The 23,391-nt window shown below is 71.2% G+C and carries 23 protein-coding genes; 12 read left to right on the top strand and 11 right to left on the bottom strand.

Annotated elements, in window-relative coordinates; translation table 11 throughout:
• Positions 1-23: 23 nt before the first annotated feature.
• From ACIRF8_RS01235 to ACIRF8_RS01245, 3 genes are all read right to left on the bottom strand, one after another.
• Complete coding sequence (locus ACIRF8_RS01235) at positions 24-1,304, bottom strand: DUF2637 domain-containing protein (RefSeq protein WP_404209640.1); 1,281 nt, start codon at positions 1,302-1,304, stop codon at positions 24-26.
• Positions 1,305-1,448: 144 nt separating this feature from the next.
• Positions 1,449-2,318, bottom strand: coding sequence for a DUF3558 family protein (locus ACIRF8_RS01240; protein WP_404209642.1), 870 nt, complete (start codon positions 2,316-2,318; stop codon positions 1,449-1,451).
• Positions 2,319-2,474: 156 nt separating this feature from the next.
• Positions 2,475-3,416, bottom strand: a complete 942-nt coding sequence (locus ACIRF8_RS01245; protein ID WP_404209644.1) for a DUF3558 domain-containing protein — start codon at positions 3,414-3,416, stop codon at positions 2,475-2,477.
• Between the two features lie 221 nt (positions 3,417-3,637).
• Here ACIRF8_RS01245 and ACIRF8_RS01250 point away from each other — a divergent pair, with 221 nt between their 5' ends.
• A complete protein-coding gene (locus ACIRF8_RS01250) occupies positions 3,638-4,831 on the top strand; it encodes an RtcB family protein (RefSeq protein WP_404209646.1) in 1,194 nt (397 codons plus the stop codon).
• A gap of 51 nt (positions 4,832-4,882) precedes the next feature.
• Here the strand turns inward: ACIRF8_RS01250 and ACIRF8_RS01255 are convergent, their stop codons facing one another.
• Complete coding sequence (locus ACIRF8_RS01255) at positions 4,883-5,416, bottom strand: hypothetical protein (protein WP_404209647.1); 534 nt, start codon at positions 5,414-5,416, stop codon at positions 4,883-4,885.
• Positions 5,417-5,530: 114 nt separating this feature from the next.
• Between ACIRF8_RS01255 and ACIRF8_RS01260 the strand changes: the two genes are divergently transcribed.
• Entirely contained in the window at positions 5,531-5,866 is a 336-nt protein-coding gene (locus ACIRF8_RS01260) for a YnfA family protein (RefSeq protein ID WP_404209649.1), read from the top strand.
• A gap of 67 nt (positions 5,867-5,933) precedes the next feature.
• Positions 5,934-6,701, top strand: a complete 768-nt coding sequence (locus ACIRF8_RS01265; protein WP_404209651.1) for an SDR family NAD(P)-dependent oxidoreductase — start codon at positions 5,934-5,936, stop codon at positions 6,699-6,701.
• Between the two features lie 21 nt (positions 6,702-6,722).
• Here ACIRF8_RS01265 and ACIRF8_RS01270 read toward each other — a convergent pair whose 3' ends face one another.
• Positions 6,723-7,541, bottom strand: coding sequence for a DUF6597 domain-containing transcriptional factor (locus ACIRF8_RS01270; protein ID WP_404209653.1), 819 nt, complete (start codon positions 7,539-7,541; stop codon positions 6,723-6,725).
• A 114-nt stretch (positions 7,542-7,655) separates the two neighbouring features.
• Here ACIRF8_RS01270 and ACIRF8_RS01275 point away from each other — a divergent pair, with 114 nt between their 5' ends.
• Positions 7,656-8,753 carry an LLM class flavin-dependent oxidoreductase gene (locus ACIRF8_RS01275; RefSeq protein ID WP_404212212.1) on the top strand — a complete coding sequence of 366 codons (1,098 nt, stop codon included), beginning with the start codon at positions 7,656-7,658 and terminating at the stop codon, positions 8,751-8,753.
• Positions 8,750-9,403, top strand: coding sequence for a CE1759 family FMN reductase (locus ACIRF8_RS01280; protein ID WP_404209655.1), 654 nt, complete (start codon positions 8,750-8,752; stop codon positions 9,401-9,403). The genes ACIRF8_RS01275 and ACIRF8_RS01280 overlap by 4 nt, the downstream gene beginning before the upstream one ends.
• Here the strand turns inward: ACIRF8_RS01280 and ACIRF8_RS01285 are convergent.
• From ACIRF8_RS01285 to ACIRF8_RS01295, 3 genes are all read right to left on the bottom strand, one after another.
• Positions 9,389-10,957: a hypothetical protein gene (locus tag ACIRF8_RS01285; protein ID WP_404209657.1), complete on the bottom strand. Its 1,569-nt coding sequence runs from the start codon at positions 10,955-10,957 to the stop codon at positions 9,389-9,391. The genes ACIRF8_RS01280 and ACIRF8_RS01285 overlap by 15 nt on opposite strands.
• On the bottom strand, positions 10,905-12,212 hold the full coding sequence (locus tag ACIRF8_RS01290) for a glycosyltransferase family 4 protein (RefSeq protein WP_404209659.1): 1,308 nt from the start codon (positions 12,210-12,212) through the stop codon (positions 10,905-10,907). The genes ACIRF8_RS01285 and ACIRF8_RS01290 overlap by 53 nt, the downstream gene beginning before the upstream one ends.
• A 163-nt stretch (positions 12,213-12,375) precedes the next feature.
• Positions 12,376-12,966: a hypothetical protein gene (locus ACIRF8_RS01295; protein ID WP_404209661.1), complete on the bottom strand. Its 591-nt coding sequence runs from the start codon at positions 12,964-12,966 to the stop codon at positions 12,376-12,378.
• A gap of 251 nt (positions 12,967-13,217) precedes the next feature.
• Between ACIRF8_RS01295 and hemL the strand changes: the two genes are divergently transcribed.
• The 7 genes from hemL to ccsB all read left to right on the top strand — a co-directional run bounded on the left by hemL (position 13,218) and on the right by ccsB (position 20,931).
• Positions 13,218-14,552, top strand: a complete 1,335-nt coding sequence (gene hemL / locus ACIRF8_RS01300; RefSeq protein WP_404209663.1) for a glutamate-1-semialdehyde 2,1-aminomutase — start codon at positions 13,218-13,220, stop codon at positions 14,550-14,552.
• Positions 14,549-15,274, top strand: coding sequence for a histidine phosphatase family protein (locus ACIRF8_RS01305; RefSeq protein ID WP_404209665.1), 726 nt, complete (start codon positions 14,549-14,551; stop codon positions 15,272-15,274). Before hemL ends, ACIRF8_RS01305 begins: the two co-directional genes overlap by 4 nt.
• Before the next feature lie 123 nt (positions 15,275-15,397).
• Complete coding sequence (locus ACIRF8_RS01310) at positions 15,398-16,675, top strand: hypothetical protein (protein WP_404209667.1); 1,278 nt, start codon at positions 15,398-15,400, stop codon at positions 16,673-16,675.
• A gap of 66 nt (positions 16,676-16,741) precedes the next feature.
• Positions 16,742-17,362, top strand: a complete 621-nt coding sequence (locus ACIRF8_RS01315) for a TlpA family protein disulfide reductase (protein ID WP_404209669.1) — start codon at positions 16,742-16,744, stop codon at positions 17,360-17,362.
• Between the two features lie 6 nt (positions 17,363-17,368).
• Complete coding sequence (locus ACIRF8_RS01320) at positions 17,369-18,133, top strand: cytochrome c biogenesis CcdA family protein (protein ID WP_404209671.1); 765 nt, start codon at positions 17,369-17,371, stop codon at positions 18,131-18,133.
• A gap of 3 nt (positions 18,134-18,136) precedes the next feature.
• Positions 18,137-19,849, top strand: a complete 1,713-nt coding sequence (locus ACIRF8_RS01325) for a cytochrome c biogenesis protein ResB (RefSeq protein ID WP_404209673.1) — start codon at positions 18,137-18,139, stop codon at positions 19,847-19,849.
• Positions 19,846-20,931 carry a c-type cytochrome biogenesis protein CcsB gene (gene ccsB, locus ACIRF8_RS01330; protein WP_404209675.1) on the top strand — a complete coding sequence of 362 codons (1,086 nt, stop codon included), beginning with the start codon at positions 19,846-19,848 and terminating at the stop codon, positions 20,929-20,931. The genes ACIRF8_RS01325 and ccsB overlap by 4 nt, the downstream gene beginning before the upstream one ends.
• 66 nt (positions 20,932-20,997) lie before the next feature.
• Here ccsB and ACIRF8_RS01335 read toward each other — a convergent pair whose 3' ends face one another.
• The 3 genes from ACIRF8_RS01335 to ACIRF8_RS01345 form a co-directional block, all read right to left on the bottom strand.
• On the bottom strand, positions 20,998-21,447 hold the full coding sequence (locus ACIRF8_RS01335; RefSeq protein WP_404209677.1) for a nucleoside deaminase: 450 nt from the start codon (positions 21,445-21,447) through the stop codon (positions 20,998-21,000).
• A 15-nt stretch (positions 21,448-21,462) separates the two neighbouring features.
• On the bottom strand, positions 21,463-22,848 hold the full coding sequence (locus tag ACIRF8_RS01340) for a purine-cytosine permease family protein (protein WP_404209679.1): 1,386 nt from the start codon (positions 22,846-22,848) through the stop codon (positions 21,463-21,465).
• A gap of 84 nt (positions 22,849-22,932) precedes the next feature.
• Positions 22,933-23,322: a PLD nuclease N-terminal domain-containing protein gene (locus ACIRF8_RS01345; RefSeq protein ID WP_404209681.1), complete on the bottom strand. Its 390-nt coding sequence runs from the start codon at positions 23,320-23,322 to the stop codon at positions 22,933-22,935.
• Positions 23,323-23,391: the final 69 nt, after the last annotated feature.

Here is a 23,391-nt window from a genome sequence, read left to right on the forward strand (position 1 = left end):
GTCGCCGCAGGCGCGTACACGCCTCAGGCGATGTGATCCGCCATCAGCTCCGCGTTGTAACGCGCCTCGAACTGGTCCGCGAGCCGCTTCACGTCACGCGGGTCCAGCCGGATACCGAACGAGTCCTCCACGTCCGCCGCGAACCGCCCCGGCGACGGCATCTCCCCGTCGATCGCCTGCCGGTACACCCGGTACAGATCCTCCTCGGTGGGCGCCGCGGCGACGGTGTCCTGCGCGCCGTCACCCAACGCCCGCGTCCCGCCCGCCCCGTTCGGCACCGGGAACCCGGCCTCGGGCTCCTGCTCCACCCCGGGCTCCGCCGCCCTGGGTCGCGGCACCGGCACCGGGATCTGCTGCGGCTGCTCCTCGTACCAGCCCTGATGTTCCTGCTCGGGGACGAACGTCGGCGGTTCGAAATCCGGGTTGTAGTCACCCTGGTACGCCACCTCACGCGGCGTCGCGAACCACTGGCTCGGCGCCTCGGCAACGGCCTCGGCGACCGCCGGACCCGCCATCGGGCCCGCCACCTGAGCAGCCCCCGCCCCGGCCGTCGGCTCCAGCGCGGGCACCGCGTCCCGGCCCTGCGCCACGGGCTGCGGCGGCAACAACTGCGGCTCGATCCCGGCCGCGGCGAGCCCGGCCGGTGCCGTCTCCGAGAGCGGCACCCCGTACCGCGCCAGCCTGAGCGGCATCAACGACTCCACCGGCGCCTTGCGCCGCCACGCCCGCCCGAACCGCGAACGCAACCGCGCCTGGTACACGAGCCGCTCCTGCTCCAGCTTGATCGTCGCGTCGTAGCTGCGCAGCTCCCACAGCTTCATCCGCCGCCACAGCAGGAACGTCGGAAGCGGCGACAGCAGCCACCGCGTGAGGCGCACGCCCTCCATGTGCTTGTCCGCGGTGATGTCCGCGATCCGCCCGATCGCGTGCCGCGCCGCCTCCACCGCGACCACGAACAGGATCGGGATGACGGCGTGCATTCCGGTGCCCAGCGGGTCCGGCCAGGCCGCCGCACCGTTGAACGCGATCGTCGCGGCGGTCAGCAGCCATGCGGTCTGCCGCAGGAGCGGGAACGGGATGCGGATCCAGGTGAGCAGGAGATCCAGGGCGAGCAGGACGCAGATGCCCGCGTCGATGCCGATCGGGAAGACGTAGGCGAAGTTCCCGAAGCCCTTCTCCAGGGCCAGCTCACGCACGGCCGCGTACGAACCGGCGAAACCGATCCCCGCGATGACGACCGCACCGGCCACCACCAGGCCGATGAGTATCCGGTGCGTCCGTGTCAGCTCCAGTGGCGCGGCCACTCCAGTTCCCCTCCCAGTTCGGCATGTTGCGTCCACCAGACTGGCACACCTGTGCGGACGGCCGTGGGCCGGTACGCCCGGAGCCCGGCACCCAAAAGGGGCCGGGCTCCTCAAACCGCGGAAAACAACGGTGACTTACTCGTCCTAGGCCTTGGCGTCGGCCTTCTTCGAAGCGGACGCGCTCGGCTTCGCCGACGAGGACGGCTTCACCGACGAGGACGACGAGGACGACGAGGACGACGAGGACGGGGACGACTGCGACCCCGAAGGGTTGCTCTTCGCCGAGTCCACGACCGAGGCCACCGCCTCCTTCGCCGCCTTCTCGGTGTCCTTCGACAGCTCGTCGGCGTCCGGGGTCTTCTCGCCCGCGAGACCGGAACCGTTGTAGTTGACCGTCACCACCACGTTGTCCACGCGCGAGACGACCGTCTGCTGCCTGGACGTGACGTCCTTCTTCTTCTCCTTGTACGTGCTGTCGAAGCGCACCAGCGTCGCCTCGTCACCCGTACCCGCCACCGGCTGCGTCTTCACGCCCTTCGCGCCGTCCGTCGCCTGCGCGTCCTTGACCTGCTTCGCGTAGTACGCCGACGCCAGCTTGTCGCCGCTGCCCCGGTTCACATCCGACTCGAAACGGACCATCGAGACATTCAGCCAGCGGAACTGGGAGCCCTTGACCCCGTTGTTGTCCAGGCTCGACCAGGAACAGCTCGCCCGCGTCGACTCGTCGTCCGACGGCCCCGACTTGCTGTCGCCCTTCGGCACCAGATCGCCCAGCGTCTTCTTCGAGAGCGCCGAGCACGCCTGCGGCAGCGACTTGTACGTCGCCGGAGCCACCTTCTTCGCCGCGTCCGCGGCGGTCGACGAGGACGCCTTCGCCCCCGACGTCTTGGCCGCCTTGTCGCCGGAGCCGGAATCCGAACCGGAGTCGGAGGAGCAGCCTGCTACGACGAGAACCACCGGCACGGCGGCTGCGCAGGCAAGGATGCGGGTGAGTCGCTTGGTCGGACGGTGCATGGTTCCTTCACTAGGACGCTGGCTGGAGCACGACCCCGGAAACACGGCGGCATCTTCACAGAGCCACCACGAACCCGGGTCCGATGGGCCACCGTACGCCGTAGCCGCCCCGCACGCCTCGGCTTCCCCGCACCCGCGACGCCCCCCGAGAGCCCCCTACTCGCCGAACTTCCCGACCAGCTTCTGCGCCAGCTCCTGCACTGTGTCCTGCGATTCCTTGCTGTCCGGGGCCTGTCCCGGGGTCGCGGACTGGGCCACGTACTGGATGGTCACCAGGGCGTTGGACGTGCGGAACACCACAGTCACCGTCCGGCTCCGGGCCGCCTCGGGACCCGACAGCTCGTCATCGATGAACGCCTCGTCACCCAGACCGTCCAGCAGCCGCGGCTGGAGCTCGGCGGCGGGCACGGACGAGGAGGGCGAGGCGGGGGCCGACGACTCGGCGCCCGCATCGGACGCGCCGGACTGGTCGGACCGGTCGGACTTCCCACCTTCCCCGGCCTTCTCCGACGTACCCGACTTATCGGCCTTGTCCGCCTTCTCCGTCTTGTCAGCCTTCTCCGACTTGCCGGTCTCCTCGGGCTTATCGGTCTTCTCGGGCTTATCGGTCTCCGTCACGGAGCTCGTCGGCACCGGAGTCGGTAGATCGGCCTTCTCCAGCTTCGAGGCGAAGACCTCCTGCGCCGACGCGTCGTCGCTGTCCGACGCGCCGTAGGAGACCACCCGCTCGAAGTCCAGGGTCAGCCGATGCGTACCGCCCGTCGCCGAACCGTCCTTCCACCCGCACCCCGCCCGGCGGTCCGTGTCGTACGTGGCCGTCGCCGTGCCCTCGTACGCGTTCTCCCGCTGCCGCTCGTCCGTCAGCTCCTTGATGCCGGGGAGCATCGCGTCCAGCGTCTCCTTGTCGGGCTGGGCGCACGGTTCCGGCAGCGTCCGGTACTTGCCGGGCTTGGCCGCCGGCGCGGAGGCGCTCATCCCGCCCTGCTTCGCGTCGCCCGCGTCGTCGTCGGAGCCGGAACCTCCTGTGCAGCCGGCGAGCAACGCCGCCAGGAACACGGCGATGCCCGGCACCACGTACGCGTACGACTTCCGCTGCACCGTAAGGGCTCCTCTCGGCGGGTCACGCCTGGTTAATCGGTTGCCGCCCCGAGGCGACCAGTGCTGACAATGTCTATCGCACGCACTGCCGTGGACGCCGGTCCGGCAACCTTTTCGTCGACCTTGGCCCCGGTATTTGCTTATTGAGACTTCAGCGCCATAGGCACCACTGACACCACTGACACCTTTGGCGCCAACCACGTCTACTTTCGGGGGATTTCATGTCATACGTAGAGGTACCGGGGGCCAAGGTTCCCATCCGCATGTGGGCTGACCCCGCGTCCGTCGAGGACGGGGCGATGCGGCAGCTCCGCAACGTGGCGACCCTTCCCTGGATCAAGGGCCTTGCCGTCATGCCCGACGTCCATTACGGCAAGGGCGCGACGGTCGGCTCGGTGATCGCGATGCGGGGCGCGGTCTGCCCGGCGGCGGTCGGGGTCGACATCGGCTGCGGCATGAGCGCGGTCAAGACGTCCCTGACGGCGAACGACCTCCCCGGCGACCTCTCCCGCCTCCGCTCCAAGATCGAGCAGGCGATCCCGGTGGGCCGCGGCATGCACGACGACCCGGTCGACCCGGGCCGCCTGCACGGCTTCGGAACCGCGGGCTGGGACGACTTCTGGGAGCGGTTCGGGGGTGTCGCGGACGCGGTCAAGTTCCGCGAGGGCAGGGCCCTCAAGCAGATGGGGACGCTCGGCAGCGGCAATCACTTCGTAGAGGTTTGTGTAGATACATCCGATTCGGTCTGGCTCATGCTCCACTCCGGTTCCCGCAACATCGGCAAGGAGCTCGCCGACCACCACATCGGCGTCGCGCAGAAGCTTCCGCACAACCAGAACCTCGTCGACCGCGACCTGGCCGTGTTCATCTCGGAGACCCCGCAGATGGCCGCGTACCGCAACGACCTGTTCTGGGCTCAGGAGTACGCGAGGTACAACCGCTCGATCATGATGGCGCTCCTCAAGGACGTGGTCCGCAAGGAGTTCAAGAAGGCGAAGGTGACCTTCGAGCCGGAGATCAGCGCGCACCACAACTACGTCAGTGAGGAGCGCTACGACGGTGTGGACCTGCTCGTCACCCGTAAGGGCGCGATCCGCGCGGGCTCGGGGGAGTTCGGGATCATCCCCGGCTCCATGGGGACGGGTTCGTACATCGTGAAGGGCCTCGGCAACGCGGCGTCCTTCAACTCCGCCTCGCACGGCGCGGGCCGGAAGATGAGTCGGAACGCGGCCAAGAGGCGCTTCTCGACGCGCGACCTGGAGGAGCAGACCCGGGGCGTGGAGTGCCGTAAGGACAGCGGTGTCGTGGACGAGATCCCGGGTGCCTACAAGCCGATCGAGCAGGTCATCGATCAGCAGCGCGACCTCGTGGAGGTCGTGGCGAAGCTGAAGCAGGTGGTGTGTGTGAAGGGCTGAGCCTCCCGGTCACACGCCGAGCACCTCCGCCCGGACCCGGGTCAGAAGTAATCAGAAGTAATACGTGGCGTCCGTGTCCCGGAGCAGGACCTCCAGGTGGTTGTTGTCCGGGGCGCGGTCCCTCGGGCCGCCGTTCCAGGGCGTGGTGATCTCGACGGTGATCTCCGTGGGGGCCGCTGCGAATCCGACCGGGACGGTGAGGCGGGGGCCGTGGGTCGTGGCCGGTAGGGGGCCGGTGCGGCAGGAGAGGGCGCGGCGGTCGCTGCGCAGGCAGGTGGTGGGCAGGGTCTGGGCGTCGGCCAGGGGGCTGGACAGGGTCAGGCGCAGGGTGGCGTCGGGGATGTCGTGGGGGCCGTTGTTGCGCGGGGTGAGGACGACGGTGAGCCGGGTGCCGGTCAGGCGGGCGTGGCCGTGGAAGGCGAGGTCGGCCTCGGGCGGGTCGCCGTCGGGCGGTGCCGTGGACGTGGCGGCTGCCTTGGATGTGGGGGGAGTCACCGGGGCGGCCGGGGTGGCGGGGGTCGCGTAGGCCGCCGGGGTCATGAGGGCGGTGGTCAGGGCGAGGGTGAGGGTGAGGGGGGAGGGCATCGGCGTCGGGACCTTCGGGAGGGGGCGGTAGCGGTGGCCGCCCGATGTGAACCACGTGTTCCACGGGGCCGGGCGTGCGTCACGGGTCCGGGGCCGCGTGGCACCCTGTGGCCCATGGTCGTCGCCCGTTCCGTGTTCCTGTTCGCGCTGGCCGCCCTGTTCGAGATCGGGGGCGCGTGGCTGGTGTGGCAGGGGGTGCGGGAGGGGCGGGGCTGGGCGTGGATCGGGGGCGGGGTGATCGCGCTGGGGCTGTACGGGTTCGTGGCGACGTTGCAGCCGGATGCCGAGTTCGGGCGGATCCTGGCGGCGTACGGCGGGGTGTTCGTGGCGGGTTCGCTCGCGTGGGGCGTGGTCGCGGACGGGTACCGGCCGACCCGCTGGGACGTGGTGGGCGCGCTGGTGTGCCTGGCCGGTATGTGCCTGATCATGTTTGCGCCTCGGGGAGACTGATCACCGCGTCGTAGGCTGGGCGTTGTCGATCTGTCGTACAACAGTCCCGCCGTTCGAGGAGTAGCTCATGGCCCCCGCAGCGTCTTCCCGTATCGCCGTCGTCACGGGCGCGAGCAGCGGCATCGGCGCCGCGACCGCGCGGCAGTTGGCCGCGGCCGGGTACCGGGTGGTGCTCACGGCCCGCCGCAAGGACCGGATCGAGGCGCTGGCGGAGGAGATCAACGGCGCGGGGCACCAGGCCACCGCGTACGCCCTGGACATCACGGACCGGGCGGCCGTGGACGAGTTCGCGACGGCGTTCACCTCGGTCGGGGTGCTGGTGAACAACGCGGGTGGCGCGCTCGGCGCGGACCCGGTGGCCTCCGGCGACCCGGACCAGTGGCGGCAGATGTACGAGACGAACGTCATCGGCACGCTGAACGTGACGCAGGCGCTGCTGCCCGCGCTGACGGCGTCCGGTGACGGCACGGTCGTCGTGCTGTCGTCGACGGCGGGGTTCAGCACGTACGAGGGCGGCGCCGGTTACGTGGCGGCGAAGCATGCCGAGCACGTGCTCGCGGAGACGCTGCGGCTGGAGATCGTGGGGACGCCGGTGCGGGTCATCGAGGTGGCGCCCGGCATGGTGAAGACGGAGGAGTTCGCGCTGACCCGGTTCGGCGGGGACGCGGAGAAGGCGGCGAAGGTGTACGCGGGTGTCGCGGAGCCGCTGACGGCGGACGATGTCGCGGACACGATCACGTGGGCGGTGACGCGGCCCAGCCACGTCAACATCGATCTGCTGGTGGTCAGGCCGCGCGCCCAGGCGTCGAACTCGAAGGTGCACCGCGAGCAGTGAGGGCCCCGCTCCGATCCCGCTCTACGAGGTCGGGTAGGCCGTCGGCGGGACGCCCACCGTCGCCGTGAAGTCGCGGACCAGGTGCGCCTGGTCCGCGTAGCCGAGGTCGGCGGCGAGGGCGGCCCAGTCGACGTCCCCGCGGGAACCGGCCGTCTCCAGCGCCTCGTGGATGCGGTAGCGCAGGATGCACCACTTGGGGCTGACGCCGACGTGGCCGGAGAACAGCCGCTGCAGCGACCGCACCGACATCCCCTCCTCCCGCGCGAGGTCCGCGACGCGGCGCATCCCGCGCTCGGCCCGGATCCGCGCGACGAGCCCGCGCGCCAGCTCGGCCACCGGATCGGGTGCGGCCGGGGCGAGGGCGAGCAGACAGGTGTCCAGGGCGGTGACCCGGGCCCGGTCGTCGTCCGGGTCGGGCTCGGGCGCGACGATCGCCGCCACGTCCGTCGCCGGGAACACCTCCTCGTACGGCAGCACCCGCCCGGTCCACTCCGCGACCGGCACCCGCGGCACGAACGGCCGGAACGCCCCCGGCCGGAACTTCACCCCGCACACCCGTCCCCGCCCGCCGATCTTGCGGGTGTAGAGCCCGGGCGCGGATACGCCGGTCAGTTCTCCGTAGGGCGGCCCTTCGTCCTCGTCCCACTGGAACGTGAGGTTCACGGCGGGGTGCGGCACGACGTGCGAGGCGTAGGGCGCGGGCAGGTCCCAGTCGATGAACCAGTAGTTCTCGACGTACGGGCGCAGGGGCTCGGCGGGCTCGTGCCGCCGGAGGCGGACGCGCGTGAGCAGCGCGGCCGGATCGACGATCCCTCGGGTGTCCCGGGTGTCCCGCTCCATGCCCGGATCGTACGGCGGGCCACTGACACCCTCCTGGTCTGCGGGGAATACCCCGTCCGCACCTGCGGTTCCGGGGTATAGTTGAACAGTCAACAAACCGGGAGAGTGAGCAGCATGCAGTTCGGGATCTTCACCGTCGGTGATGTCACGACCGATCCGACGACCGGACGTGCGCCGAGCGAGCACGAGCGCATCAAGGCGATGCTCGCCATCGCGCAGAAGGCCGAGGAGGTCGGGCTCGACGTCTTCGCCACCGGTGAGCACCACAACCCGCCGTTCGTCCCGTCCTCGCCGACGACGATGCTCGGTTACATCGCCGCGCGCACCGAGAACCTGATCCTGTCCACCTCCACGACGCTGATCACCACGAACGACCCGGTGAAGATCGCCGAGGACTTCGCGATGCTCCAGCACGTCGCGGACGGCCGCGTCGACGTGATGATGGGCCGCGGCAACACCGGCCCGGTCTACCCCTGGTTCGGCAAGGACATCCGCGACGGCATCGACCTCGCCGTCGAGAACTACGCGCTGCTTCGCCGCCTGTGGGACGAGGACGTCGTCACCTGGAAGGGCAAGTTCCGCACGCCGCTCCAGTCGTTCACCTCGACGCCGCGCCCGCTCGACGGTGTCGCGCCCTTCGTGTGGCACGGCTCCATCCGCTCCCCGGAGATCGCCGAGCAGGCCGCGTACTACGGCGACGGCTTCTTCCACAACAACATCTTCTGGCCCGCCAGCCACACCCGGCAGATGGTGAACCTGTACCGCCAGCGCTACGCCCACTACGGGCACGGCACCCCCGAGCAGGCCATCGTCGGCCTCGGCGGCCAGGTGTTCATGCGCAAGAACTCGCAGGACGCGGTGCGCGAGTTCCGCCCCTACTTCGACAACGCGCCGGTCTACGGGCACGGCCCGTCCCTGGAGGAGTTCACCCGCGAGACGCCGCTGACCGTCGGCTCGCCGCAGGAGGTCATCGAGCGGACCCTGTCCTTCCGTGACGTCGTCGGCGACTACCAGCGCCAGTTGTTCCTGATGGACCACGCGGGCCTGCCGCTGAAGACCGTCCTGGAACAGCTCGACCTGCTCGGCGAGGAGGTCGTGCCGGTGCTGCGCAAGGAGTTCGCGAACAAGCGCCCGGCGAACGTGCCGGACGCCCCCACCCACACCGCCCGCGTCGCCGCCAAGGCGGCTGCCCCGGAAGGGAGTGCGGAATGAGGCTCGTCGTCGTCTCGGCAGGGCTCAGCTCCCCGTCCTCGACCCGGCTGCTCGCCGACCGGCTCGCCGCCGCGACGGCCGGACACGTCGAGACCGAGACCGAGGTCGTCGAACTGCGGGACCTCGCCACCGAGATCGCCCAGCACTTCGTCACCGGCTTCCCGCCCGCCCGCCTGGCCGCCGCGCTCGACGCGGTGGCCGCCGCGGACGGCCTGATCGCCGTGACCCCGGTGTTCGCGGCCTCCTACAGCGGCCTGTTCAAGTCGTTCTTCGACGTCATCGACAAGGACGCGCTGACCGGCAAGCCGGTGCTCGTCGCCGCGACCGGCGGCACCGCCCGGCACTCCCTGGTCACCGAGCACGCGCTGCGCCCCCTCTTCACCTACCTGCGCGCCCTCGTCCTGCCGACCGCCGTGTTCGCGGCGTCGGAGGACTGGGGCGAGGAGGGCCTGGAGCGGCGGATCGCCCGCGCGGGCGCCGAGCTGGCCCGCTTCATGGCACCCTCCGGGACGGCGGCCACCCCCGATGTCGACACCGCCGCCGCGATCGCGCCCCGCTCGCTGACGGGCGCGATCACCTCGGTGGACCCGGCGGACGGTTTCGAGATCGTGCCGTTCGCGCGGCGGCTGGCCGCCCTACGGCCCGAGTAGCGGCGAGGCGGAGGTCACCGGCGCCTTCCACGCCGTCCAGCCACCGGTGTGCGGCAGCTCGTACGGGGTCCAGTCCCGGGCGTACCGCGGTGGCCGGCGGCCGGACTCCATGAGCAGGGCGGTGGGCACCCGCGCGGCGCGGCGCAGCAGGTCGGCGCGGGTCGTGGAGCGGTTGTTGCCCTTCGTCTGCGCCGAGGCGCAGCCCGCCGCGTACCCGACGGGCAGCGCGCGCGGGCCCGTGACCAGACACGGCGGGGTCACCCCCATGGCGTGCAGACCCCGGGCCGCGGCGACATAGCGGGCGTTGGTCCGCGCGGCGGAACCGGCCTCGCTGTGCAACACGACGAGCTGCGAGGCGAGGTGCAGCGCGAGGACGGCGACCGCGGCGACGGCGAGGGGGCGCGGGCCGCGCAGCCGCCGCGCCAGCACCGCCACCGGCAGGGACAGCAGCGCGTACGTCGGCAGCAGGAAGCGCGGCGCCGAGTAGCCGATGAGCAGGAGGTACGGGACCGCCAGCGCGGCGGCGCAGGCCACCGGCAGGACGGTCGGCGCGGGGCGGCGCGACCGGCGGGCGGTCCAGAGGGCCGCGGCGGCGAGCAGGGGCAGGGCGAGCCACCACAGGGTGAGTTCGGGATGGGCGGGGCTGCCCGCCGTGCAGGGGCGGCACAGCAGCGGCCCGTTGACCGCGTGCCAGGCGGTGCCCAGGTTCAGGTGAATGCCCATGTCGCCCTCGGTGGCGCTGGACACGCGCAGCCGCTCGGGCACCCCGCCCCAGCGGACGTACGCCTCCACGACCCACTGGACGAGGCCCGCCGCGAGGCCCGCGGCCAGGAACGGCAGGGTGCGCCGACGCCCGCGCGGCAGCAGGGCGGCGACGGCCAGCGGCAGCACCAGCCATGCCGCGTCCGGCGCCCGGAACAGGGCCACCGCCGCGACACAGCCGGCCAGCCACCAGTGGCGGCCCCTGCCCTCGTCGCGCAGGAACCAGCCCACGGCGGCGACCGCGCCGAACGCCACCCACAGGTTCGGCATGGCCATCGCGCCGGACAGCACGGTGATCCACAGCCCGGCGAACAGCAGCGCCGCCAGCGCCGTCGTCCGCGCCCCGACCAGGGGCCGCCACACGCGGAACGCGGCGTACAGCGCGGCCGAGGACAGCACGGCGAGGGCGATACGGAGCACGACCGTGGAGTCGGTCGCGGCGATGAGCGGCGCCGTCAGCAGACTCGTGCCGCGCGAGCGCGGGGCGCTGAAGAAGACGGCCGGGCCGCGGGGGTCGTACTGCGACACGTACACCGACTCGTCCCAGCCCAGACCGTGCCCCAGCCGCGTCACCACCAGGGCGAGCTGGCAGACGCAGTAGAGGAGGGCGACGAGCGCGAGCCACGCGTCGGCGCTCGGCCGGTCCGCTCCCCGCCCCGCACCGGCTCGCCACCACGAGGAGCGGGGCGGGGCGGCGGACCCCGGCGGCGCGGGCTGCCGTGCGGGTGCCGCCCGCACCTCAGAGGCGCCCCGGCTGTGCGGTGCCGTGGGCACGGCTGCGTCGTCGGTCATGCGATGTCCCCCCTGGACCGCCCGACCGCGCAGCGCGCAGCGAGCGTGCTTTCCTGCGCGCCCAGTTGGTCGTCCGGGCGCACAACTTCTGCCATGCTCGACGACGGCGAGAGGCCCGGAGTTCCATGAACAGGGAGTCATATCGCGCCACGATGGGCTCGGGGTCGTAGCGGTGGGCCGAGGCGAGAGCCGCCGCGCCCATCCGTGCGCGGCCCGCCGGATCCCCGATGAGCTCCAGCATCGCCTCGGCGAGGGCCCGCGCGTCACCGACCGGGACGAGCCGCCCGTCGACGCCGTCCGTGATGATCTCGGCGGGGCCGAGCGGCGCGTCCGTGCTGATCACAGGCGTCCCGCAGCGCATCGCCTCGACCAGCGTCATCCCGAACGACTCGGCGTCGGAGGCGCTCACCACGAGCGCCGCCCGGGCGAACTCCGGCTCGATCGGCGACACCGTCCCCATCAGCCGGACCCGGCCGGTCAGCCCGAGGTCGGCGACGAGCGCGCGCAGGCGCGGTTCCTGGGCGCCGCCGCCGTAGATCCGCAGCTCCCAGTCGGGTGCCTCCGCCGCGACCTCGGCGAACGCCTCCAGGAGCAGGTCGAACCGCTTGCCGGGCGCGAGCCGCCCCGCCGCCGCGACGATCTTCGAGGTGCCGTCGCAGAGCGGTCCGGTGACCGGCGGCACGATGTTCGGGACGGACAGCACCCGCACACCGGGCAGCGACATCCGCGACCGGTACACCGCCGCGTCCGCCTCCGTCATCGTCACGAGCGCGTCGAGGCGCCGGTAGTGCCGCGCGAGCCGGTCGCGCAGCTTCTTGCCGTGCGCGTCGTGCCGCAGGTGCTCCTGCCCGATCTTGAGGGCGCGCCGCGGCCCCCATAGGGCGAGATAGACGTTGATGCCGGGCCGCGTGCCCACCACGACGTCCGCGGTGCAGCGGTCCTCCAGATACGCGCGGACCCGCTGGTCGTGCAGGAGCGTGTACTGCTTGTACCGCTTCTCGGCGGCCGGGAAGTCCCGCGCCGGTTCCCGGTACGCGGCGTCCAGCGTGTCCGCGCTGCCGGCCCGCGTGTCCACCAGCGGCACGAGGGAGATCCGTGGGTCGACCGCGAACCGGGGTTTCTCGCGGTGGCGGGACATCGAGACGATCTCCACCTCGTGACCGCCGTGCTCCACGAGCGCCGCGGCGAGGTTGAGGGTGGTGCGCACCGTGCCGCCGACGGCGTACACGTTGTGCAGCAAAAACGCGATCTTCATACGTAGCGCCTTCCCCGGCGGGCGCCCGGTACGGCCCCGCACACCCCCTGATGTACCGGCACGGCACGCCGGGAGCGGGTAAGGCACCGCTCCGCGCCGGGTGACAGACGGCCAAGAAGCCCTTTGGCCGACGGCCGATCAGGGGACGCGGCTCAGACGGCCCCTAGGGCCACACCAAGCAGTACGCCTGGTGGCCCGCGTCGTGCAGGCGGTGGCTGAAGTCCTGCCACTCGTGGAGGAGTTGGTAGACGTTGAACGCGTCGCGCGGGCCGCCGCGGTCGGGCACCGTGGACCAGATGAACGCCGCCGCGCCGACGGCCTCCTCGCCCACCCCGCGCAGCGGGTCGACGACCGTCATGGGCAGCTTCACGACCGCGTAGTCGGGATGCAGGACGACCAGCTCCAGCGGGGGCACCTTGTGCAGGGGTATGCCCTCGATACCGGTGAGGACCATCGCGGCCATCGTCTCCGGCTTGATCTTGGTGAACATGCCGCCCATGCCCAGCTCGTCACCGCCGAGCTCCTCGGGACGCATGGAGATCGGGACGCGGGCGGCCGTCGCGCCGTCGGGCGCGCCGAAGTATTTGTACGTCACCCCCACCCGGCCACCATTCCCGCTGTCCCCGCCGCCCGTCGCTCTCTGGACCCGTGCCACCGTGTCGTCGCGGCCCTCGCGCCGGTGCTTGCCCCGCCGGGCACGCCGGGGGCCCAGATCGTCGGTCCCCTCGCCCAGTCCGCCGCCACCGCGATGCATATCTCCACCCGACTGCTGTTCTCAGGGCGCCAGGCCCTTTTCTAGGCCGCGCGACCGCCGGCGCGCAACCCGATCATCGTGTCAGTGACCTCCCCCACGGTCACCCGCCGAAACGTCCGAGTGAAACAACTGCGCGAGTGGTCGGCTCCGCACCGCTGCACGGAAGCCGTCCAGCGCCCTGACAGCCCGAGTCTAGGCCGCCCGGGGAGCGCGCGGAGGGTGCCGGGCAAGCGGGCCGTACGCTGAGAGGCATGGCAGAGGCGAACAACACCCCCTATCCCTATGAGGCACCTGTTTCGCAGGGGCTCTTCGACCGTGCGGCCCAGGTCACGCCCGGTGGCGTGAACTCTCCGGTGCGCGCGTTCCGAGCCGTGGGCGGTACGCCCCGTTTCATGGTGTCCGGTACCGGTCCTTATCTGACGGACGCCGACGGCCGTGAGTACGTCGACCTCGTCTGCTCGTGGGGGCCGATGATCCTCGGCCACTCCCACCCCGAGGTCGTCGCGGCCGTCCAGGAGGCCGTCGCCCGCGGCACCTCCTTCGGCACGCCGGGGGAGGGCGAGGTCGCGCTCGCCGAGGAGATCGTCGCCCGGATCGCGCCGGTCGAGCAGGTCCGCCTGGTCTCCTCCGGCACCGAGGCGACCATGTCGGCGATCCGGCTCGCCCGCGGCTTCACCGGCCGCGCGAAGGTCGTCAAGTTCGCCGGCTGCTACCACGGGCACGTCGACGCGCTGCTGGCCGCCGCGGGGTCGGGCGTCGCCACGTTCGCCCTGCCGGACACCCCCGGCGTCACCGGCGCCCAGGCGGGGGACACGATCGTCCTGCCCTACAACGACCTGGACGCCGTGCGGGCCGCGTTCGCCGCGCACCCCGGCGAGATCGCCTGCGTCATCACCGAGGCCTCGCCCGGCAACATGGGCGTCGTCCCGCCGCGGGACGGCTTCAACGCCGGGCTCAAGGCCGTCTGCCAGGAGAACGGCGCGCTGTACATCTCCGACGAGGTCATGACCGGCTTCCGTACGTCGAAGGCCGGCTGGTTCGGCGTCGACGGGGTCGTGCCCGACCTGATGACCTTCGGCAAGGTCATGGGCGGCGGCTTCCCCGCCGCCGCGTTCGGCGGTCGCGCCGACGTCATGGCGCACCTCGCCCCGGCCGGCCCGGTCTACCAGGCCGGCACCCTGTCCGGGAACCCGGTCGCCACCGCCGCCGGCCTCGCCCAGTTGCGCCTCCTCGACGACGCCGCGTACGCGAAGGTCGACGCGGTCAGCGAGCAGCTCCGCGCCCTGGTCACGGAGGCGTTCACCAAGGAGGGCGTCGCGCACCGCGTGCAGAACGCCTCCAACATGTTCTCCGTCTTCTTCACCACGACCCCCGACACGCCGGTGTCGAACTACGAGGACGCGAAGGCGCAGGAGTCCTTCCGCTTCACCGCGTTCTTCCAGTCGATGCTGGCGCAGGGCGTCTACCTGCCGCCGTCGGCCTTCGAGTCCTGGTTCGTCTCGACCGCCCACGACGAGCGGGCCGTCGAGCGGATCGCCGCCGCGCTCCCGGCCGCCGCGCGCGCCGCCGCGGAGGCCACGGCATGAGTGACAGCACCGGCGAGAAGGGCAAGACCATCAAGAGCGACGAGGACATCACCGTCGTCCACCTGATGCGCCACGGCGAGGTGGAGAACCCGGACGGCATCCTGTACGGGCGGCTGCCCGACTACCACCTCTCCGACCTCGGGCGGCAGATGGCCGACCGGGTCGCCGAGCACCTGTCGTCCCGCGACATCACGCACGTCGTCGCCTCGCCGCTGGAGCGGGCGCAGGAGACGGCGACGCCGATCGCCAAGGCGCACGGCCTCGACCTGGACACCGACGGGCGGCTCATCGAGGCGGCCAACGTCTTCCAGGGCAAGACGTTCGGCGTCGGCGACGGCGCCCTGCGCAACCCGGACAACTGGAAGCACCTGGTCAACCCGTTCAAGCCGTCGTGGGGCGAGCCCTACGTCGAGCAGGTCGTGCGGATGATGGGCGCGCTCGACGCGGCCAAGGACGCGGCGCGCGGCCACGAGGCGGTCTGCGTCAGCCACCAGCTCCCGATCTGGACCGTGCGCAGCTTCGTCGAGAAGCGGCGGCTGTGGCACGACCCGCGCAAGCGGCAGTGCACGCTCGCCTCGCTCACCACGTTCACGTACCAGGGCGACCGGATCGTCTCGGTCGGCTACACCGAGCCCGCCCGGGACCTGGTCCCCGCCCATCTGCTCGCGGGCGCCAAGCCGGCCAAGGGCACCACGGGCGGCGGCAAGGCCTACGGCGCCTGAGAGCAGGCCTTTCCCTGACAAACCCCGCAATCACTAACGAATTGTCGGAACCCGCTTGATCGTCACGCCCTCTCACTGTGTGCCCGCCATGAACGGGGACAGGGCGTGACGAATGGGGTTGTGATGCGTGATGTCAGCCGTAGGGGACTTCTCGGTCTGGGGGCCGGGGCGGCGGCCACGGCGGCGCTCGCCGGGTGCGGATCGGGCGGCTCGCCGACCGTCGCGCCGGCCGGGCACGGCCGTGGCGGGCGGCCGGGGAAGCCCGAGCGGCCCGTCGCCAAGCCCATCGGGGACGGCTCGACCGCGTACACCGGAAAGCAGCCCCACCAGCCCGCCGCGCCCGAGCGGCTCGAACCGGGTCAGAAGCCGCCGCAGTTCGTGGTCTTCTCGTGGGACGGCGCGGGAGAAGTGGGCAACGGCCTCTTCCCCCGCTTCCTGAAGCTCGCCAAGGACCACGGCGCGCACATGACCTTCTTCCTCTCCGGCCTCTACCTGCTGCCGGAGTCCAAGAAGCGGCTCTACCACGGGCCCAACAACCCGGTCGGCGCCTCCGACATCGGCTACCTCACCGACGAGCACATCAAGGCGACGCTGACCCACGTCCGCCAGGCATGGCTCGACGGGCACGAGATCGGCACGCACTTCAACGGGCACTTCTGCGCGGGCTCCGGGACCGTCGCCCACTGGACACCGAAGCAGTGGCGCGACGAGATCGACCAGGCCAGGTCGTTCGTGCAGCGGTGGCGGACGAACACGGGCTGGCACGAACTGCCCTCGCTCCCGTTCGACTACGACAAGGAGCTGATCGGCGGTCGCACCCCCTGCCTGCTCGGACAGGACAACCTGCTGCCCGCCGCCCGCGAACTCGGCTGGCGCTACGACGCCTCATCGCCCGGCGGCCGGCAGCGCTGGCCGGAGAAGAGGCACGGCCTGTGGGACCTGCCGCTGCAAGCCGTCCCGTTCCCCGGGCGCGGCTTCGAGGTGCTGTCCATGGACTACAACATGCTGGCCAACCAGTCCCTCAACTCCACGAAGGCGCCCGCCCACAACTACCCGGCCTGGCGCGAACAGGCCACCGGCGCGTACATATCCGGATTCAAGCGGGCCTACGAGACGAACCGGGCGCCGTTCTTCATCGGCAACCACTTCGAGGAGTGGAACGGCGGCATCTACATGGACGCCGTCGAGGAAGCGCTCAAGCACATGGCCGCGACCGGGGACAAGCACGGCGACGTACGCCTCGTCTCCTTCCGGCAGTACGTCGACTGGATGGACGCGCAGGACCCCGAGGTGCTCGCCAAGCTCCGCACACTCGACGTCGGACAGCGGCCCGCCGAGGGCTGGCGCGCCTTCCTCGCGCAGCCCGCGAAGTCCTCGACGGCGGCGACAAACCCGTCCTGAGATGGGCTTTTCCGTCCATGAGGGGGGTGCGGAAGATCCCCTAAACAGACATGCGAAACTTTTCACATGAGCGCCGCCCGCCGCACCCCGCGCACCTCCGCGATCCCGCGCCGCGCCGCCACGCTGACCGTGGGAGCCGCCACCCTGGCCCTCGCGCTCACGGCGTGCGGCTCCGGCGGCACGTCCGGAGGCGGCAACAACACCAACTTCGTGACCAGCTCCGGCGGAATCGCCACCGTCAAGAAGGGCGAGCGGCACGACGCCCCCGACCTGACGGGCAAGGACCTGGAGGGCAAGGCCCTCGACCTCGCCGACTACCGGGGCAAGGTCGTCGTGCTCAACGTCTGGGGCTCCTGGTGCCCGCCGTGCCGCGCCGAAGCCCCCAACTTCGTCAAGGTCGCCAAGGACACCGAGAAGCAGGGCGTGCGGTTCCTCGGCATCAACACGCGGGACACCAGCACGAGTCCGGCGAAGGAGTTCGAGAAGAGCTTCGACGTCACGTACCCGAGCTACTACGACCCGACGGGCAAGCTGCTCCTCACGTTCGAGAAGGGCACGCTGAACCCGCAGGCCATCCCGTCCACGATCATCGTCGACCGGGAGGGGAAGATCGCCGCGCGCTCGCTGAAGCCGCTCAGCGAGGAGAGCCTGCGGAAGATGCTCGACCCGGTAGTCGCGGAGAAGTGAGCGACGGTGCCCCCCACGCTTGTCACGCTCGCCGCCGGTGACACCGTCACCGACGGCGCGCTCCTCCTCGCCATCCCGATCGCGCTCGTCGGCGGACTCGTCTCCTTCTTCTCGCCCTGCGTGCTGCCGCTCGTCCCCGGCTACCTCTCCTACGTGACCGGGATCACCGGCACCGACCTCATGGAGCGGCGGCGGGGCCGGATGGCGGCCGGTGCCGGACTGTTCGTGCTCGGCTTCACCGCCGTGTTCGTGTCCGGGGGGGCGCTGTTCGGCTTCTTCGGCCAGACGCTCCAGGAGTACCAGGAAGTCCTGAACAAGGTGCTCGGCGGGCTCATGATCGTCATGGGCGTGTTCTTCATGGGGCTGATGCCCTGGATGACCCAGCGCGAGTTCCGTATCCACAAGAAGCCCGCCGCCGGACTGATCGGCGCCCCGCTGCTCGGCGCCCTCTTCGGTATCGGCTGGACCCCGTGCATCGGCCCGACCCTCGGCTCGGTGATCATCCTGTCCCAGGACCAGGGCAGCGCCGGACGCGGAGCCATACTGACCGTCGCCTACTGCCTCGGTCTCGGCCTGCCGTTCGTGCTCGCCGCGATCGCCTTCCGCAAGGCGCTCGGCGCCTTCGGCTGGGTCAAGAAGCACTACACATGGGTGATGCGGATCGGCGGCATCATGATGATCCTGACCGGACTCCTCCTGCTCACGGGCGCTTGGGACAGCCTCGTCGGGCAGATGCGGACCTGGTCCACCGGCTTCCAGGTGGGAATCTGACTTATGAGCAAGACGCACACCCCTGAGGGCCAGGAGACCACGGAGCAGGAAGCCGGGGCGCAGCTCAGCACGGCCCCGCTGGAGGATCGCTCCCCGAACCTGCCCAAGCTCGGCGTCATCGGCTGGGTCCGCTGGTTCTGGCGGCAGCTCACCTCGATGCGGGTCGCCCTGATCCTGCTGTTCCTGCTGTCGCTCGGCGCCATCCCCGGCTCGCTGATCCCGCAGTCCGGGACGGACCCGCTCAAGGTCAGCGACTTCCAGAAGGCGCACACCACGCTCGGGCCGCTCTACGAGAAGCTCGGCCTCTTCCACGTCTACAGCTCGGTGTGGTTCTCGGCCATCTACATCCTGCTGTTCGTCTCCCTCATCGGCTGCATCGTGCCCCGCACCTGGCAGTTCGTCGGCCAGCTCCGCGGCCGTCCGCCGGGCGCCCCCAAGCGCCTGGAACGACTGCCCGCCTACGCGACCTGGCGCACCGAGGCCGACCCCGGCCAGGTGCGGGCCGACGCGCTCGCCCTGCTGAAGAAGCGCCGCTTCCGCGCCCATCTCGCGGGGGACGCCGTCGCCGCCGAGAAGGGCTATCTGCGCGAGGTCGGCAACCTGGCCTTCCACATCGCGCTGATCGTGATGCTGGTCGGCTTCGCCTGGGGGCAGCTCTTCAAGTTCGAGGGCGGCAAACTCGTCGTCGAGGGCGACGGCTTCGCCAACACCCTCACCCAGTACGACGACTTCAAGTCGGGCAGCCTCTTCGACCGGGACAACGACCTCACGCCCTTCAGCTTCAACCTCGACACGTTCACGGCGACGTACGAGCGCACAGGGCCCCAGAAGGGCACCCCCCGCGTCTTCCGCGCCGACGTCACCTACACCGAGGGCCCCGGCGGCAAGGAGAAGAAGGCCGCGATCCGCTCGAACCACCCGCTCGACATCGACGGCACCAAGATCTTCCTCAACGGCCACGGCTACGCCGTGAACGTCACCGTCCGCGACGGCAAGGGCAAGGTCGTCTCGCAGCAGACCGTGCCGATGCTCCCCGTCGACTCCAACATCACCTCCCAGGGCGCCATCAAGGTGATGGACGGCTACCGCGACGCCAAGGGCAGGAAGGACCAGCTCGGCTTCAGCGCCTGGTTCGTCCCGACCTTCGCGGGCGCGGGCAAGGGCACGATGTTCTCCCAGTACCCCGGGCTCGACTTCCCCGTCCTCGCGGTCAACGCGCTCCACGGCGACCTCGGCGTCGACGCCGGTCTGCCGCAGAACGTGTACCAGCTCGACACCACCCACATGAAGGCCTTCAAGGACTCCAAGGGCCAGCCGCTCAAGACGCGGCTGCTGCCCGGCGAGACGATGAAGCTCCCCGACGGGGCCGGCTCCATCACCTTCGACAAGGACATCAAGGAATGGGTCACCTTCCAGATCTCCCACCAGCCCGGTGACACCTGGGCGCTCGGCGGTGCCGTCGTCGCCATCTTCGGGCTCGCCGGCTCCCTGTTCATCCAGCGCCGCCGCGTCTGGGTCCGGGCCGTCGAGGGCCCCGACGGCGTGACCGTCGTCGAGATGGCCGGCCTCGGCCGCAGCGAGTCCGCGAAGCTCCCCGAGGAACTGGGCGATCTCGTCGGCCGCCTGCACACCCAGGCGCCCAGCGCCCCCGAGCCCGCCCACAGCCCAGAAGAACCGTCAACCGCTGTTCCTGCCGCCGAAGGGGCTGAGAAGTGAATCTCGCCGCCGCGACCAACGAGAACCTGGCGCACACCAGTAACGTCCTCATCTATTCGTCCATGGCCGTGTACCTGCTGGCCTTCTTCGCCAACATGGCCGAATGGATCTTCGGCAGCCGCAGCAAGGTCGGCCGCACCGCCGCCGCGCTCACCGGCAAGGCCGAGGCGGCGGCCCCCGCCCCCGCCGTCACCGTCCAGCAGAAGAACGGTGGCACCGCCGTCCTGGAACGGCCCCAGGTCGTCACCCGGGCCGCCGCGGGCTCCCGCGACGTACCGGACGGGCCCGGCGCCTCCGGCGGTGACGAACAGGGCGACCTCTACGGGCGAATCGCCATCTCCCTCACCGTGCTCGCGTTCCTCGTCGAGTTCGCCGGTGTCCTCACCCGCGCGCTCTCCGTGCAGCGCGCGCCGTGGGGCAACATGTACGAGTTCAACATCACCTTCTCCACCGTCGCCGTCGGCGTCTACCTCGGACTGCTCGCGGCGAAGAAGAACGTCCGCTGGCTCGGCCTGCCCCTGGTCACCACGGTCCTGCTCGACCTCGGCCTCGCCGTCACCGTCCTGTACACGGCCAGCGACCAGCTCGTCCCGGCCCTCCACTCGTACTGGCTGTACATCCACGTCTCCACGGCGATCTTCTGCGGCGCGGTCTTCTACGTCGGCGCGGTCGGCACGATCCTGTACCTCTTCAAGGACAGCTACGAGAACAAGCTCGCGAGCGGCGGTCAGCCGGGCCGGTTCGCGACCTCCGTCATGGAGCGGCTGCCCGCCTCGCAGTCCCTCGACAAGTTCTCCTACCGCGTGAACGCGGCGGTCTTCCCGCTGTGGACGTTCACGATCATCGCGGGTGCGATCTGGGCGGGTGACGCCTGGGGCCGGTACTGGGGCTGGGACCCCAAGGAGACCTGGTCGTTCATCACCTGGGTCGCCTACGCGGCCTACCTGCACGCCCGCGCCACCGCCGGCTGGAAGGGCCGCAAGGCCGCCTACCTGGCGCTGGCCGCCTTCGGCTGCTGGCTGTTCAACTACTACGGCGTCAACATCTTCGTCACCGGCAAGCACTCCTACGCCGGCGTCTGACCCGCCGCCCCCCAGCGCCGGGGCACCTTCTCAAACGGGGAGGCGCCCGGCGCGGGGGCGTGGCGCCTAGTCGCCGATGTCCTCGTTCCACAGGGCCGGGCTCGCCTCGATGAAGTTCCGCATCATCGCCGCGCACTCCGGATCGTCCAGCAGCACGATCTCCACCCCGTGCTCGGCAAGCCAGTCGTGCCCACCGTGGAACGTACGCGCCTCCCCGATGACCACGCGGGAGATGCCGAACTGCCGTACCAGCCCCGAGCAGTACCAGCAGGGACTGAGCGTGGTCACCATCGTGGTGCCCCGGTACGAGCGCTGGCGACCCGCGGCGCGAAACGCGTCGGTCTCCCCGTGCACCGACGGATCCGCGTCCTGCACCCGCCGATTGTGGCCACGGCCGAGCACCGTGCCGTCGGCCGAGTACAGCGCGGCACCGATCGGGATGCCGCCCTCGGCGAGACCGGCCTTCGCCTCCTCCACGGCGGTGGCGAGCCAGGTGCGGGCGAGGTCGAGTTCCATGACGTACGGGCCTTTCTAGAGGGGCGTGTCGCGGCGGCGCAGCAGCACGTACAGGAGCGCGCCGAGCGCGAAGCCGACCGGGCAGGTCAGGTCGCCGACGCCGGGCCAGTGGTGCGGCACGACGCCGACGAACACGGTCTGGTTGGAGAACAGCGGGACCGACACGGCGACGCCGGCGAGCAGGGCGATCAGACCGGCCGGATTGCCGAAGGAGCGGTCCTGGAGGCGGTCCGCGAGCGCCGCGTCGGGCAGGGCGCGCAGGCGGTGCTCCATGAGGACGACGCCGAGCCAGGGGGCGATCCAGTACGCGATGACGAGCAGGAAGTTCTCGAAGGCGTGGCCCGCGTCGGCGAGCGAGGCCCAGCCCGCGGCGGTGCCGATGACGCCGACGACCGCGACGAGCGCGGCCCGGTTCAGCCACAGGGGCAGCTTCAGGTCGAGCGAGGACAGGGAGACGGCCGCCGAGTAGACGTTCAGGGTGGAGGCGGCCATCGCGCCCAGGATGATCGCGACGAGCGTGAGGTCGCCGAGCCGGTCGGGGAGGTGGCCGGTGAAGGCGTCGGTGGGGCTGGCCCCCGCGGGCGCGGCGAGCGTGCCGGAGGCGGCGCCGATCACGGAGACGACGGCGACCGACACGAACAGGCCGAGCCCCGCGTACCAGGCGGTGGCCCGGCGCGGGGTGTCGGCGGGCAGATAGCGGGCGTAGTCGGCGGCGCACGGGTTCCAGCCCGCCGTGAAGCCGAAGACGGCGCTGAACGCCAGCAGGAAACCGCCGAAGCCGCCGCCGTGGCCCGGGCCCGTGAGGTCGGCGCCCTTGAAGATCCACACCCCGGCGAGCAGGAAGACAGCCGCGAGGACCGGGAAGGCGTAGCGCTCGAAGCGGTGCACCAGGTCGTGGCCCACGTAGCCGATGAGGACTTCCAAGACGACGAGGATCAGCAGGCTGGGCAGCGGCGGCAGCCCGGTCAGGGAGTTGAGGGCGAAGGCGCCGCCGACCGTGTTGACGGCGAACCAGCCGACGCCGGAGACCAGGGCGTTGACGGCGGACGGCAGCGCGTTGCCGCGGTGGCCGAAGGAGAGCCGGCCGATCACCATTTGCGGGACCCCGAACCGGGGCCCGTCCGTCGACAGCACCCCGTGCGCCAGCGAGCCGAGGCCCGCGCCGAGCACCAGGGCCGCGACCGCCTGCGGGAAGCCGAGGCCGAACGCGGTGACCGACAGCACCCCGATGAAGACCGTCGCGAAACCGACCTGGGGCGACGCCCACGTCCACAGAAGCTGCCGCGGGCCGCCGTGCCGTCGCTCGTGCGGGACGGGATCGGCTCCGTGCTCCTCGACGGCGATGAGTTTCTCGGGGCCGGTGGCCACATCGGGCGCCGGGGCGTGCGTGGGTCTGGGCATGGCCTTCACGGGAGTGCGGTGGCGGAGGGGGGTGTTCCGCATCCAGTGTGCGGCACGCCCCGCCCGTGTCCTACGGGGCCCCGGTCACTCGGTGCCCTGCTCGCCCTCGCGGCGCCTCAGCTCCTCCTCGCGGCGGCGCAGGTCCGCCTCCCAGTCCTTGAGGAGCGCCTCGTCCTTCTTGTTCTCCCCCTTGAGGGACTGGAGGAACTCGGGGTCGTCGTCGGGCGCCACGAACCGCGTCCGGTGCTCGCGATGCCACTCGGAGGGGGTCGAGCCGCCCGCGGGGGCGTGCCGTCGCTTTCCGGCCGCCAGCCAGGCGATCGGCCCGACGAGGACCTCGCCGAAGAGCAGGATGATGATGACCCAGATCACCTTCGGCAGCCCGCGCACCTCCTCCTCCGGGGTGTTCAGGCAGTCGATGAAGGCGTAGATCCACAGCGCCAGGACCAAGAGGAACGGCAGATACCTGAGCATGACGTGTGGTCCCCCCGGGGCATGTGACGAGTTCGCTGGGTTCGCGAAGGCGGGCCCAGGGTAGCGCCC

It is taken from the genome of Streptomyces sp. NPDC102406 (assembly GCF_044765725.1).
Lineage (GTDB): Bacteria > Actinomycetota > Actinomycetes > Streptomycetales > Streptomycetaceae > Streptomyces.

Coding starts and splice junctions, on each gene's coding strand:
- ACIRF8_RS01240 (WP_404209642.1), bottom strand. CDS start 2,318: ATGCACCGTCCGACCAAGCGACTCACCCGCATCCTTGCCTGCGCAGCC.
- ACIRF8_RS01250 (WP_404209646.1), top strand. CDS start 3,638: ATGTCATACGTAGAGGTACCGGGGGCCAAGGTTCCCATCCGCATGTGG.
- ACIRF8_RS01255 (WP_404209647.1), bottom strand. CDS start 5,416: ATGCCCTCCCCCCTCACCCTCACCCTCGCCCTGACCACCGCCCTCATG.
- ACIRF8_RS01260 (WP_404209649.1), top strand. CDS start 5,531: ATGGTCGTCGCCCGTTCCGTGTTCCTGTTCGCGCTGGCCGCCCTGTTC.
- ACIRF8_RS01265 (WP_404209651.1), top strand. CDS start 5,934: ATGGCCCCCGCAGCGTCTTCCCGTATCGCCGTCGTCACGGGCGCGAGC.
- ACIRF8_RS01270 (WP_404209653.1), bottom strand. CDS start 7,541: ATGGAGCGGGACACCCGGGACACCCGAGGGATCGTCGATCCGGCCGCG.
- ACIRF8_RS01275 (WP_404212212.1), top strand. CDS start 7,656: ATGCAGTTCGGGATCTTCACCGTCGGTGATGTCACGACCGATCCGACG.
- ACIRF8_RS01280 (WP_404209655.1), top strand. CDS start 8,750: ATGAGGCTCGTCGTCGTCTCGGCAGGGCTCAGCTCCCCGTCCTCGACC.
- ACIRF8_RS01285 (WP_404209657.1), bottom strand. CDS start 10,957: ATGACCGACGACGCAGCCGTGCCCACGGCACCGCACAGCCGGGGCGCC.
- ACIRF8_RS01290 (WP_404209659.1), bottom strand. CDS start 12,212: ATGAAGATCGCGTTTTTGCTGCACAACGTGTACGCCGTCGGCGGCACG.
- ACIRF8_RS01295 (WP_404209661.1), bottom strand. CDS start 12,966: ATGCATCGCGGTGGCGGCGGACTGGGCGAGGGGACCGACGATCTGGGC.
- hemL (WP_404209663.1), top strand. CDS start 13,218: ATGGCAGAGGCGAACAACACCCCCTATCCCTATGAGGCACCTGTTTCG.
- ACIRF8_RS01305 (WP_404209665.1), top strand. CDS start 14,549: ATGAGTGACAGCACCGGCGAGAAGGGCAAGACCATCAAGAGCGACGAG.
- ACIRF8_RS01310 (WP_404209667.1), top strand. CDS start 15,398: ATGCGTGATGTCAGCCGTAGGGGACTTCTCGGTCTGGGGGCCGGGGCG.
- ACIRF8_RS01315 (WP_404209669.1), top strand. CDS start 16,742: ATGAGCGCCGCCCGCCGCACCCCGCGCACCTCCGCGATCCCGCGCCGC.
- ACIRF8_RS01325 (WP_404209673.1), top strand. CDS start 18,137: ATGAGCAAGACGCACACCCCTGAGGGCCAGGAGACCACGGAGCAGGAA.
- ACIRF8_RS01335 (WP_404209677.1), bottom strand. CDS start 21,447: ATGGAACTCGACCTCGCCCGCACCTGGCTCGCCACCGCCGTGGAGGAG.
- ACIRF8_RS01340 (WP_404209679.1), bottom strand. CDS start 22,848: ATGCCCAGACCCACGCACGCCCCGGCGCCCGATGTGGCCACCGGCCCC.
- ACIRF8_RS01345 (WP_404209681.1), bottom strand. CDS start 23,322: ATGCTCAGGTATCTGCCGTTCCTCTTGGTCCTGGCGCTGTGGATCTAC.